13 protein-coding genes are annotated in these 13326 nt (G+C 39.5%); 2 read left to right on the forward strand and 11 right to left on the reverse strand.

The window, feature by feature from the left end; all coding sequences use genetic code 11:
• The first annotated feature begins 153 nt into the window (after nt 1-153).
• Nucleotides 154-1101 (forward strand): metal ABC transporter substrate-binding protein, encoded by a 948-nt coding sequence (locus J7Q84_RS00420; RefSeq protein ID WP_209092408.1) that lies wholly within the window; start codon nt 154-156, stop codon nt 1099-1101.
• A gap of 61 nt (nt 1102-1162) precedes the next feature.
• Here J7Q84_RS00420 and J7Q84_RS00425 read toward each other — a convergent pair whose 3' ends face one another.
• The 7 genes from J7Q84_RS00425 to J7Q84_RS00455 form a co-directional block, all read right to left on the reverse strand.
• Nucleotides 1163-1723, reverse strand: a complete 561-nt coding sequence (locus J7Q84_RS00425) for an AAA family ATPase (protein WP_209092410.1) — start codon at nt 1721-1723, stop codon at nt 1163-1165.
• 375 nt (nt 1724-2098) lie between these two features.
• On the reverse strand, nt 2099-3067 hold the full coding sequence (locus J7Q84_RS00430) for a CobW family GTP-binding protein (protein ID WP_209092412.1): 969 nt from the start codon (nt 3065-3067) through the stop codon (nt 2099-2101).
• Between the two features lie 60 nt (nt 3068-3127).
• Nucleotides 3128-3541 (reverse strand): hypothetical protein, encoded by a 414-nt coding sequence (locus J7Q84_RS00435; protein WP_209092414.1) that lies wholly within the window; start codon nt 3539-3541, stop codon nt 3128-3130.
• Between the two features lie 129 nt (nt 3542-3670).
• A complete protein-coding gene (locus J7Q84_RS00440; RefSeq protein ID WP_209092416.1) occupies nt 3671-4429 on the reverse strand; it encodes an alpha/beta hydrolase family protein in 759 nt (252 codons plus the stop codon).
• Between the two features lie 165 nt (nt 4430-4594).
• The gene (locus J7Q84_RS00445; protein WP_209092418.1) at nt 4595-4942 is read right to left on the reverse strand and encodes a hypothetical protein; all 348 of its coding nucleotides are present in this window, start codon (nt 4940-4942) and stop codon (nt 4595-4597) included.
• A gap of 219 nt (nt 4943-5161) precedes the next feature.
• Nucleotides 5162-6433 (reverse strand): MDR family MFS transporter, encoded by a 1272-nt coding sequence (locus J7Q84_RS00450; RefSeq protein ID WP_209092420.1) that lies wholly within the window; start codon nt 6431-6433, stop codon nt 5162-5164.
• A gap of 200 nt (nt 6434-6633) precedes the next feature.
• On the reverse strand, nt 6634-7083 hold the full coding sequence (locus J7Q84_RS00455; RefSeq protein WP_209092421.1) for a Dps family protein: 450 nt from the start codon (nt 7081-7083) through the stop codon (nt 6634-6636).
• A gap of 253 nt (nt 7084-7336) precedes the next feature.
• On the opposite strand from J7Q84_RS00455, the gene J7Q84_RS00460 reads away from it, so the two are divergent.
• Nucleotides 7337-8374, forward strand: coding sequence for a YkvI family membrane protein (locus tag J7Q84_RS00460; protein WP_209092423.1), 1038 nt, complete (start codon nt 7337-7339; stop codon nt 8372-8374).
• A 24-nt stretch (nt 8375-8398) separates the two neighbouring features.
• Here the strand turns inward: J7Q84_RS00460 and J7Q84_RS00465 are convergent, their stop codons facing one another.
• From J7Q84_RS00465 to J7Q84_RS00480, 4 genes are all read right to left on the reverse strand, one after another.
• Nucleotides 8399-8788, reverse strand: a complete 390-nt coding sequence (locus J7Q84_RS00465; protein ID WP_348519812.1) for a DUF3979 family protein — start codon at nt 8786-8788, stop codon at nt 8399-8401.
• A gap of 108 nt (nt 8789-8896) precedes the next feature.
• Nucleotides 8897-9943 carry a ribosome small subunit-dependent GTPase A gene (gene rsgA / locus J7Q84_RS00470; RefSeq protein ID WP_209092425.1) on the reverse strand — a complete coding sequence of 349 codons (1047 nt, stop codon included), beginning with the start codon at nt 9941-9943 and terminating at the stop codon, nt 8897-8899.
• A 333-nt stretch (nt 9944-10276) separates the two neighbouring features.
• The gene (gene pgmB, locus J7Q84_RS00475) at nt 10277-10951 is read right to left on the reverse strand and encodes a beta-phosphoglucomutase (RefSeq protein WP_209092427.1); all 675 of its coding nucleotides are present in this window, start codon (nt 10949-10951) and stop codon (nt 10277-10279) included.
• A gap of 176 nt (nt 10952-11127) precedes the next feature.
• Complete coding sequence (locus tag J7Q84_RS00480; RefSeq protein ID WP_209092428.1) at nt 11128-13287, reverse strand: DNA topoisomerase III; 2160 nt, start codon at nt 13285-13287, stop codon at nt 11128-11130.
• Between the last annotated feature and the right edge of the window lie 39 nt (nt 13288-13326).

The following is a 13326-nucleotide window of genomic DNA, read 5'->3' on the forward strand; positions in this document are numbered from 1 at the left end:
TTTTAACCGTAAATGCTATAAGTAATGCTCTATGGAGGACACAGAATTACAAGCTGACTCTGCCTCCTTTTATAGAGAAGCTAGCTCTACATCAATGATTTACAAATCAAAATAACTTCCTAATGGATACTACATTGAAACGAGGCGTAATACATGAAAAAACTATCCATTTTAGCAACTATTTTCATGGTTCTTACTATTTTCTTTAGCGGCTGTGCAAAAGGCAATAATTCTGCCGAAAATAAAGAAAAAGCAGAAGGAAAACTAAAAGTATATACTACCATTTTTCCACTAAAGGACTTTACTAAAAAAATTGGTGGGGAGTATGTAGATGTTGAATCCATCTATCCTCCAGGTGTAGATTCTCATACATTTGAAGCATCTCAAAAGCAAGTCGTAGATATTGCGAAATCTAATCTATTCATATACAGCAGCAAAGAAATGGAGTCTTTCGCTACCAAAATTGAAGAAAGTGTTAAAAACGAAGAGGTAAAAGTCGTAGATTCCTCAAAAGGAATTGAAATGATTAAGTTCGAAGGCGACGAGCATGAACATGATCACGAAGGTGAAACTGCTCATGACAAAGATCCTCACACTTGGTTAGATCCTATCCTTGCCATTCAGCAAGCTGAAAATGTAAAAAATGCTTTAGTAGAATTAAAGCCTGAAGCCAAAAAAGAATTCGAACAAAATTTCGCAGCATTAAAAGCTGAATTAGAAGATCTTGATACAGAATTCAAAGATACAGTAAGCAATGCAAAAACAAAATATATTCTAGTATCCCACGCTGCCTATGGTTACTGGCAAAACCGCTACGGTATCGAGCAAATCCCTGTAGCAGGTCTTTCCGCTTCTCAAGAGCCATCTCAAAAGGACTTAGCTGGAGTCGTGAAAGAAGCGAAGGAGCATAAACTAAAATATATCTTATTTGAAACATTCGCAACTCCGAAAGTGGCAGATGTAGTTCGCAAAGAAGCAGGATTAGAGATTCTTCGCCTGAACCATCTCGCAACTATTTCCGATGAAGATGCAAAACAGAAGAAAGATTACATCACTTTAATGAAAGAAAATATTGAAGTGCTGAAAAAAGCATTAAACTAATAAAAAAACGCTTGGATACCCAAGCGTTTTTTTATGTTTGGCAATCGTATCAATTGCGATCCTATAAATGAAACCTTTCCTTCACTACCTTTGCCACTTCTTCCGCACTCAAGTTTGTATTATTTATCTTAATATAGTTCGCATAGAGAATTTCACCTTCTAAAGAATTTAATCTGTATTTTTCCATTGACTGCTTTAGATCATCTTCAGACCATTCAATATTTCGTTTGGTAGGCTTATGTTCCAGTCTATGAGGACTTTTATTCCGTTCAAGTCTTTCATTCAAATCAGCCTCAAGTTCTACAAAATAAACCGTACCTCCTCTAGACTCAAAAAGCTGACTGACTTGATTGACATAATCCCAATCTGATCGCAGGTTAAACGCCCAGACGTAAGTAAAAATCACTCCATACAAGTTGCTCTTCGATACCTCTTCAAATATCTCCTGACGAAACAAATGTACTAATCGTTTTCCTTCTTTTGTGCTGTAATCAAAAAACGAGCTAACCAAGTCAATCGTCATATGGTTATGAAATAGTTTCAAACCCGTTATATTAGCTAACTCCTGTCCAACTGTCATTTTCCCGACCGCTTGAGGTCCAAATATAAGAACAAATTTCATACGCTTTCACCTTACCAAACTTTTTTGAAATCACCATACATATTTTACCATATATTCACAACCATTCCTAAAACAAAAAAGTTCGTTTCACATTCAAACAAACACTATTGCCTATTAGTTAACCGACTAAAGCAAGGATTTTATCTGTAATCTCTAACCTTTGTGCAGGAGTTACAGTATAAAACAGAGCTAACAGAACATAGTAAGATTATACTATGTATAGAAAGCAGGTGTCTTTATGGCAAAGGGCAAAAAGAAAAAAGCGCATCAACATGCGGCAAATCATGCAGCTATCGATACCCCCTCTCCGATGACAAAAAGAGAGCATCGCGGTAAGCAGTCTTCACAAGAATAACAGACGGTATGCACCGTCTGTTATTCTTGTGCTATGCACATACGAAAATGCTCTTCAAACCATTCTTTATTCAAATCTTTCCCAATAAACACAACCTCGCTCATTCGAGGTTCTTCCGCCTTCCACTCCCTGTCATAAGTAGCGGCAAACAGCGTATGCACACCTTGAAAGACCACCCTTTTTTCAAGGCCTTCTACATGTAAAATCCCCTTGTAGCGGTATAAGTTTTCTCCTAACACCTCCACCACGGCTGTCATCCATTCATTGATTTTTGCAAAATCCAACGGACGCTCCTCACGCAGCACAAAGGCTTTTACGCTCCGAATATGATTTGTGCTGTCTGTACGAATATCTAACTTTTCTTTTACTTTAAATGTGTTGATATGTAACAGTTCAGAAATCTCTACTTCACAATTAACTGCCGAAACAATACTCGCAGTCGGATTTAATTCTTGCAGCAGTCTCTCTATGTGTTTACTCTCCTCGGATGATAACAAATCAGTCTTATTTAAAATAATCGTATCGGCAAACGCAATTTGCTCTTGTGCCTCAATCCCTTTATCCAAATGCTTTTCAATGTGGTATCCGTCAACTACCGTTACCACTCCGTTCACTTGATATGCGGCTTCAATCACGGGGTCCAGAAAAAATGTTTGAATAACAGGTCCTGGATTCGCAAGTCCCGTAGTTTCAATTACAATTGCCTCAAACTCGCTTTTTTGTTCTTTTTTTGCTTGCAAAAGCTTCTTTAATGCAACTAATAAATCCTCCCGAATACTACAGCATAAACAGCCATTCGTCATTTCTACTATTTCTTCATTTGTATTTACAACAAGGCGATTGTCAATGCCGATTTGTCCGATTTCATTGACAATAACCGCTAGTTTTCTTCCATGCTCTTCAGACAGAATCCGATTCAGCAAGGTTGTTTTTCCAGAACCTAAAAAGCCCGTCAAAATAGTAACCGGAATTTTATTTGTCTGTGTCATATTCTTTCAGCTCCTATCGCTTCCTTGTTTAACATATACAATTAATGTCTCTCATAATATTCAGCCAGTGCTAGGAACGATTGTTTCGGCTCCCACGGCATATCTGTGTAGGAATGTAAGTTCACAGCCTGCAACAAAAATAATATTAGGTGACTTCTTCCGCAAACCTTCAGCTGCCTTTGTACATTCTGCAAAATATAGCAATGTTTCTCGCTCCGTCGCATTAACCAAAGCAGGAGAGAACATCACTTCTAATCCTTGTTCAATAGCAAGCTCAGCAGCTACCCTAAGTCTAGACACATCCTGACCAGAAATCCTGATAGCATTGCAATGCAAATCATTTTTTATAATTTCCCTTTCTCGTTTTACAACAGAAGGATTGAATGTATCACGGGATGATGATTCTTTTCCGCGAGTAAACGTTCCTACATCGTAGTTAATGCCTTTGCGAGAGAACGATTGCGTTTGTTTCATATTCTAATCTTCTCACCTTTCCTCTATTATAGGAATTTATAAGAAGCGCTTCCCCCTCTCCAACTCATAACGAAACAACGGAGCAGGTGTAAACGTATAAAGAGCTTGGAACACCCCAAGCTCTTTATACTATCCGCGGCTTGCAAACCCACAAGCCGCATTAATTACATTTTGCTCCCAGTCATACTTGTTAAATGTATGATCTGCTCCTTCAATAACATGCAAGGTTGCATTTTTACCGTAGCACTTTTGTATATATAAAGAAGACGTCTCAAACGGTACAGATTGGTCTGCCGTTCCGTGTATCAGCAGCACTTTCCCCTCATAAGACTTTGCGCGTGCGAATGCATCAAGCGTGCGTATTTCTTCTATAAATGCTCTGCCAATTACATTTCCGCCTGCATCGTAAGCATCCAGCTCCGGAATATAATTCGATTCATTAGCAAACAGATCTGATTTTTTTCCGATTGTACCTGCTGGTGCCAACAAAATCAGCTTATGGATGCTTTCTTTCAGTTCCCCTGCCAGCATGCTTGCTACAAGCCCGCCCATGCTAAATCCAAGAACCATGATGCGTCCCTTATCCACTTGCGGATGCCCTTGTACATACTCAAAGATAGTCTTCGCTTCCGCTACTTCTTTTCCTACTGTCATATCTTCAAAATTCCCATCACTCTCCCCGCTTCCTAAAAAATCAAATCGGAAGCTGGCAATGCCTCGTTTTTCAAGCTCTCTGGAAATTTTTAAAAAGAGGCGATGCGGTTCCAGCTTAGTTCCTGTAAATCCATGAAATAATATAACCGCAGGTACGTGTTCTTTTCCATCTGGAATATGCTCCATGCCTCTTAACGTCTGATTTTGATGAATAATAGAAACTGCTTCTTGCATATGTGAAACCTCCTCAGATTTGTCACGTTAGCACTTGAGAACTGTTGCATAAGGAAGCCCTCACATCGCATTATACTACGAGTATAGATAGATTTTCCATTTTCGAGAAAGATATATCGCACGCTATCTTTCAAAGCAAAAAGCGTGATGATTACCACGCTTTTATCACTGACGTCTTTTCAACTGCAAGTTGCCTTTATTGAATAAAACAATTGCATTGAAAGATTCATATAAAGCATAAACAGGATAACAAAAAGCAAAAAAGACAATGGCGGTAGGTACTTTTTCCACAATGGGAAAATAACCACTTAGGAGACTCTTTACCTGAATACCAAGAAACACTAATAAAGGGACTACTATAGCAGCTATTACAAGCAACAATGGAGTCATCTTGGTTTCTTTTAGTTTGGCGCGACAGTGTGGACACTTCATATTAAAAGGTATTGGAGAGTCCTCGAAGTGTTCAATAGTGATTTGCTTTTTACAACCAAGGCAAGGTGTTGAAGTTTTCATGAATTTTTCCCCTTTAGTAACAATTATGATTTCACCTTAATTATACTTAGCTATGAATGCTTATTTTAAAATATGTAATAGAAGAGATAAGATTGGTTCTTCACCGGTCACGATTCTTTTTTATCTGGGGAAGGTTATTTTTAGGGAGCTAGACAGGTCCGCCAAAATTTTAGACTTTCTTATCTAAAAAAAGGCGGTACCATATGCACCGCCTTTCTTCTATCCGTTCACTATTTGATTTAACTGTTCTGTTCGTTTTTGATAAAACAGCTTAAACATGACATGATATAAAAACGCACTTAAAAATGCTAACGCCACGATGCTGTAAAACGTCCATGTATAGCCTACCCAAGCCGTCATCGGGATCGCAATCGGTGCGATAGTCCGGCCGATAGACCAGCGCAGTGTTGCTGCCGCAAAATACTGTCCGCGCATATGCTCCGGTGCCAGCTTTGCCACAAAGCTGTTTTGAATGCCAACAACCATAATTTCTGCTAAAGTAAAAATGCCCATCGCAATAACCATACCCCAAACAGAGACCGTATTTCCAAAAATAATCATCGCCACGCCGTACGTGATTGAGGACAGAATAAAAATTACTCGTTCATTCAAGCGATCTGTCAATTTTGTAACATAAACAGTAAACAAGGCTACAATAAAACCATTTTCAGCGATAATCCAGCTAAAAAGCTTTTCACCATTTATCGTAAAATGCAAAAACGTTTGTGTTTGCACCATTTCCTTAATATACACTGCCAGTAATAAGTCCATTTGCGTAAATGTCTGCGCTACTAAAATACCAGACACAACAAAAAGAAAAAAGACACGGTCCTTAAAGATTACACTGTAATTCTTCACTTGCTGCACGGCAAATGTCGACCAACTAATAGACTGCTCCTTCTCCACCGCAGGTTTCGGAGGAAGGGTTTCACGAACAAAGTGATATAATACCCATGTTACCGCAAAATTCACCACCACACTCGCCAAAAGCAATTCAAAGCGGTAATGAAAAAAGAAATATGCACCGATAATCGGTCCTATAACAACATTAATATTCATCGCAGTATAAAATATTGCAAAGACAGAGTTTTGTTTTTCTTCCGGTACGATATCCGCTACCATAGCCGAGCTCGCTGGATAATAAAATGAACCCATCACGCTGACGACAGTGAATGCAAGGAAGGTTAACAATGGTGATTCTAACCATGGCGAGTTAGCAACCGCGAATACAACAAACGCCAAGCTTTGCAACAAAGCTGAAATAACCATCATTTTCTTTCTGCCAAACGTGTCTGCTAAGTATCCACCAACCAAATTTGCCGCTACCGCCAATAATTGCGATAAAACAAGCAATGCCCCTGCTGCTGTTTTTCCCAATGTATCGGAAAAATAAATCGCCATAAAGGGGAAAAACATCCAAAAAAATAAACCGAAACACCATTCACCAATCAAGCGGACCTTTAAATTCCTATCCCATTCACTCCACTTCATAAAACTACCTCTCTCGCTGTATACATATTTAAGTACTCTTTATCATATCACAATCCTTAGATTTACGGGATGAGTCCATCCTATAAATCTAAGGATTATTTCAGAAAACTTTTTTATCAGCATGATGGCTTTCCGCAAAGAACATTTTCACCTTTATTCCTAAAAAAGCCATTGAGGCTGTTTCCTCAATGGCTTCGTTTTTATTTTAAAAATGCACTTAACATCCAAACATGCTTCTCAAGCTCAGTATGAATGGCTAAAAGCATATCTGCTGTCGTTTCATCCTCTGTATCTCCAGCAACTTCCATACCCTCTTTTAATTCAGAAATCATAGCAGAATAGTCATTTACAATAGACCGTACCATTTCCTCTGCTGTTTCATCTCCACTAGCTTCTTTTACAGTAGACATTTCTATATATTCCTTCATCGTTGCAATAGGGTGACCTTGTAAAGAAAGAATACGTTCCGCCAGCTCATCAATATGTGTGGCCGCTTCATTGTACAGCTCTTCAAATTTTGTATGAAGAGTAAAGAATTGGGGACCTTTTACATACCAATGATAATTGTGTAATTTTACAAACAACACGTTCCAGTTTGCTACCTGCTTGTTCAAGACATTTACTACATTAGTATCTATTCGGTTATCCATGCTATCCTCTCCTTTTTAATTATAATAATTATAATTTAATCATAATTATATTATACTATTATTTTTGATTAATACAACCATTATGCCTCAGCTGTAATTCACTCTTAACATATTTAATAATCCCCTTACACAATCGTAATTATGTAACATTCACCTTGTGCTAAAAACATATTCTTATTTCTTCAATCTTAAAGAGGCATGTCTAATTACAACTTATCATTCATATGTATGTATCAAGGGAAGGAGGCAGAGCATGGACGATCAAAATTGGAAAATAGCCAAAAAAATCGCAGCTACCTATATTGGAACAGTAGTTGGAGCCGGGTTTGCAACAGGACGTGAAATTGTAGAATTCTTCACCTTAAACGGAACTTACGGAACAATCGGGATTTTGGTGAGCGGTATACTTTTTATGTGGCTCGGTACAAAAATGATGATTCTTTCTGCGCGGATTCAAGCCTTCTCCGCACAAGAGTTTAATAAATATTTATTTGGTAATACAGTCGGAACGGGTATCAATATTTTGCTTCTTCTCGTCTTATTCGGAGTTACGAGCGTTATGTTGTCAGCGGCAGGCGCAGTTTTTGAAGAACAGCTCCATTTACCAAAACAAATCGGGGTTCTTTTTACAATCCTTGCTTGTATTCTGATACTATCGAGAGGACTGCAAGGAGTATTTGAGGTTAATTCACTTGTGGTGCCGATTATGATGCTGTTTATTATTGGATTATTTTCAACAAAGATTATGCAAATAGGTCCCCTTATCCTCAATTCTATCCCTGCTGGCACATGGAACACAAACTGGGTGTCAAGCCCTATTACATATGTAGCTATGAATCTGGCAATGGCACAAAGCGTGCTCGTTCCACTGGCAAGTGAAATCAAAGATGAAAAAGCGATTAAAGTAGGAGGGCTGTTAGGAGGAGCGGGACTTGGTCTGATTTTATTATGCAGTCAGTTTTCTCTCTTATCTGTGGATGGCTTCCATCAATACAATATTCCTATGGCGGAAGTGGTGCGGCAGCTCAATAGTACATTCCACTTTTTCTTTGTACTGATTATATTCGGAGAAGTGTTTACAACCTTAATTGGAAACCTATTTGGTATGTCAAAGCAAATTCAATCTATGACCGGCTGGAAACATAATACTATCGTACTAGGTATCTTATTAATCAGTTACTGCATCAGCTACGTTGGGTATGGAAAGCTGTTACATATGTTATATCCATTAATCGGTTGGTTTAGCCTGATCCTTCTCCCCCTTATTGCACTAAAACGCAGTGTAAAATGAAGAATAAGCATCCACATCGGATGCTTATTCTTCGCAATCTTCACATACTTCCCAATACATACCGAATTCCATAGCCAAAAACGGCTTCAATTGAAGCTTAATCATCCTGCTCGGCATCCGTTCTAAAATAAATTCTATACTGTGCTCCTCTTCCTCTTTCCATCCAATACACCTTTGAATTTGAATGTTTTTGATAGTCATAATTGAACGACCGTCTTTATTCCATAGGATTTTTAACTCATTTTCGTCATTATAACTAGTCAAAATACCATTCTCAGTGGTTACCTTATCAGCAGAAAGAACCGTATCTACGCTATATGTATCCTTTGTTTCTTTTATTACAAAATGATAATACCGCTTTCCATCTTGAACAGGCTGCTGTCCAAAAAATTGGGTAAGCTCAGAATGAATCACACTTTATACCTCCTGTATACTAAAATCCATTTTTATTGTAACACAAATACAATTTCTCTAGTTTTGGCAGCTAACAGAAAAAGAGACGCTCCTCGCGTCTCTTTCACATTATTTCTTCCGGCTCATTGCTTTATTGATTTTTTTCCACTTCTCTCGTTCAGCTCGGGCCAATACAGGATCTTGCTTGCGCATCGCATACGCAATTTCTCGCTGTAACTTCTTATAGCTCGTGAAACGCTCTTGTTGCAGATTTCCTTCTTCAATAGCATGCTTTACAGCACACCCTGGCTCCGTTTCGTGCTTACAATCCACAAAACGGCATTGTCCAGACAGCTCATCAATATCAGAAAATGTGACATCCATGGACTCACTGCCTTCCCATAGCTGCAGCTCTCTCATTCCTGGGGTATCAATAATCAATGCACCAGAAGGCAACTGAAACAATTCTCTATGAGTTGTCGTATGCTTGCCTTTATCATCGCTTTCACGAATACCACCGGTCTTGCTGACCGCACTTCCCATCAAGGCGTTTAACAGCGTAGATTTCCCAGCCCCGGACGATCCGAGCAGTGCAATTGTTTTCCCTGGCCTTACAAATTGCCGCAGCTCTGCAATACCCGTGCCGCTTAAGCTATCAACAGCAAATACATCCACTCCAAAAGCAACTGCCTTCGTCTGGACTACTTTATCCTCTATATCTTCGCACAAGTCACGCTTTGTTAAAATAACAACCGGCACAGCACCGCTTTCATAAGCAAGCAACAAATACCGTTCCATTCTGCGTAAATTAAAATCCCGATTCAACGCATTTACAAGAAAGACATAATCGATATTAGACGCCACAACCTGCTCTTCCGTTTTGTCGCCGGCAGCTTGGCGGGAAAATAAGCTTTTCCGCTTGAATACCCCATGAATGACGGCCTTCTTCTCTGCAGGAATGGTTTGAATCCAAACCCAATCTCCAACAGCAGGATAATCGCTTTTTACTGTCGCCTCATAACGAAACCTTCCGGACAATTCACCCAAGAGTTCGCCAGCCTCAGTAATGATACGATACAAATGCTTGTGCTCCAATACGATTCGTCCGACCTCATATTGCTTTTGTACATACTGCTTTTCAAAAAATGCTTCCCAACCTAGTTTCATTAACTCCATTATCAAGTATCCTCCCACATTTCGTATAGACGGAAGGATACGGCGAAGGATTACTTGTCCCCGTCCATACCTTCCTTATTCATCTGAGTAATCATGTAAACATTCGCCATAATACATCACTCCGTTCTTTGTATAATTAACAATATTATATGAAATTTCCAAAAAAAAGTCCATGTTCTTCCAGAAGAAAAAGCAGGAACATCTTGTCCCCGCCTTACAAACCAGCTTTTTCCTCCATACTCGTATACAATACCCACTATTCTTCACAAGATGTCCTATTAAGCTGTCTTTTGAGTTTTTTAGTTGCGCAAGCGATTTCACAAAACGATGTAATTATGCTTTTTCCGCAAACTTCTTCATAATCTTGTTGAAATCAAGTTCTCCCGTTCCGGATACGATTAGATCCGCCTTTTCCATTGCTTCTTTTGTGCCTACTCCAACTGCAAACATCCCTGCAGCTTTAATCGCTTCTACTCCAGCCTTTGCATCCTCTACACCGACACAATTTTCATACGGTACACCAAGCGCATCGGCCGCCTTCAAAAACACTTCCGGATGCGGTTTCCCTTGCATTACTGTTGCGGCATCGACAATATGGCCGAAATATTCTCCAACCCCTAAACGTTCCACTACAGCAAACGCATTTTTACTAGCCGATGCCATCGCAATTTTCAAACCATTCTCTCTCACAGCGTTTAACAGCTCCATCACTCCCGGCAGTACGTCATCTGGAGTAATTGTCAAAATCAATTGCTTATAATGTTCATTCTTCTTTGCTGCGAGCTCTTCTTTCTCTTCTTGTGTAAAATCATGCTGTCTGTTGCCGAGTTCTAAAATGCGCTCCAATGAATCCATGCGGCTTACACCTTTTAACTGCTCATTAAACTGGTGGTCAAACCGAATTCCAAGTTCTTCCCCAAGCTGCTTCCAAGCTAAATAGTGATGCTCAGCGCTGTCCGTAATCACTCCGTCTAAATCAAAAATAAAGGCCTCTGCTTTTTTTGTCATATGTAACATCCTTTCTCTTTTATCCTTCTTTATGCTACCATTTTTCAATCAGAATGGAAACCTTTCCATATAGGGAGAGAACGATGATTTTCCTTTTTACCAAGGTGCTCTCCACATGCGAGAAGCAACGTTCTTCTACCTTCGCCCTTCAAAAAAACTAAGAGGATTGTCTCCTCTCAGCTTGCAAACTCAAATTTCGTCTTTCCTTCTTTTTCATCCCATACTACCATCGCATCAAAGGACTTTTCTCCCTTTTTAAATCCTTTGATTATATTTGTTTTTCCACTTTTCAACAGCTTTTTTATATTAGCTTGTGAGATTGTTTTCCCTAGCACTTTTTTAGATAATGTGAAATTGCACTTTGTAACATTATAATTCGTACAGCCATAAAACGTCCCTTTGTCTACAATTTGGCCGTTACATTTTTTGCAGTTTCCCAGTGGTACAGATACTTTTTTTTCTCGTTTTTCCTGAACAAACTGAGACGTATCTACATGACTAAAATCCCAATTTTTTGATTGACTCACCGCATTTTCAATGATCGTTGCCGAGAGCTTTTTCACTTGCTCCATGAAGGCTGCTGCATCCGCCTTTCCTTCACCGATCTCCCCAAGCCTTTGTTCCCAGCGTGCTGTCATTTCAGGTGATGCTAAAATCTGTTCTCCAATCGCATCCACAAGAAGCATTCCTTTTTGCGTGGCAAACACCTGATTTTTCGTAACCTCTATATATTTACGATCCTTTAGCATCGTAATAATGCCCGCACGGGTAGCTTCCGTGCCGAGACCTTCCACTTTATTCAACACCTTTTCCAGCTGACCGTCTTCCAGTACTTTACCGACTGTCTTCATTAATGTAATAAGCTGTCCTTCTGTATAACGCTTAGGAGGCTGTGTTTTTCCTTCCTTTACTGATACATCAGTCACTATTCCTGTTTCGCCCTTCACGAGCGGAGGAAGCAATACATCATCGTCCTCCTCCTTGCTGTTGGAATGGAATACCACCTTCCGCCAACCTTCTTGAATTTGCTGCTTTCCTTTAGAAACAAAAGTAGCCCGTCCATCAACAAGAGTCGTGATTGTTGTATAATCAAATATTGCTGGGTCATAATGGGCAGCAATTAATCTTTTTACCACTAAATCATAAATTTTTTGTTCATCTCCGCTTAGCTTTGTCACATTGGGAACTTGTTCTGTCGGAATAATAGCATAGTGATCTGTTACTTTTTTCTCATTCACATAGCGCTTATTATGAATAATCGATGTAACAGGCGTTGGAAAATACGACTTGTACACTTCTTGCTTGCTTAATTTATCTAGTATATCAGCAAATCCCTCAGCCTCTCCTCTTGTTACAAACGTTGAGTCAGAGCGAGGATAAGAAAGATATCCTTTTGTATATAACGCCTGGGCAATGTCCAACGTTTTCTTGGGCGGAAATTTAAAAATTCGGTTCGCAGTCGCCTGCAGCGCAGATAAATTGAATAACAGGGGCGGTTGAAATTCCTTTCGTTCTGTTTCAGCTTCCTCAATTCTAGCAGGCTTCCCTTGGCAAAAAGCTGCAACTTTTGCTGCCATATCTGCATTATCAAGTCGCGTTTCATTTTCCTTATGCCACTTTCCTTCATAACGCTTCCCATCCATATCAAAAATCGCGATTACTTCCCAAAACGGATGAGACACAAAGCTGCCTATCTCCTTCTCTCTTTTCACCACAAGGGCCAGTGTTGGCGTTTGCACACGTCCCGCCGAGAACACATCTGAAATTCCTTTTTCTTTTAATAAAATAGTATAAATGCGTGAAGCATTCATTCCCACAAGCCAATCCGCACAAGCACGGCTATATGCCTCATAATATAACTGTCTTGTATCCTTTTCCTCCAAAAGCTTAGAAAATCCGTCTTTTACTGCTTTTTCTGTTAAGGAGGAAATCCACAGCCGCTTCATCGGTTTAGAAATACGGGCTGTTTGAACAATCGTTCGAACAATAAGCTCCCCCTCTCGTCCCGCATCTCCCGCATGAATGATTTCTTTCACTTCCGGTTTTTTCAACAAATCGCGAATCGCATAAAATTGCTTTGCCTTGGATTTAGTTACCTTATATTGAAATTTATCCGGAATCATCGGCAGCGTAGCAACAGACCATTTTTTCCATCCTTCGTTATACTCTTCAGGAGACAACAGTTCACAAATATGGCCGACCGCCCATGTAAAATAAGCGCCCTCCGGAAAAAAAGAACTTGCCCCCACCTCTAAATATCCATCCTTTTTCTTATATGTAAACGGTGCTGCAAGCTTCATCGCTTGATCCGGTTTTTCCGCAATTATTACCTTCATGTTTCTCTCCTTTTATATGTAGAATAAGTGCCTTGTTCA

The organism is Bacillus sp. 165 (genome assembly GCF_017742235.1).
Classification (GTDB): domain Bacteria; phylum Bacillota; class Bacilli; order Bacillales; family Bacillaceae_G; genus JAGHKQ01.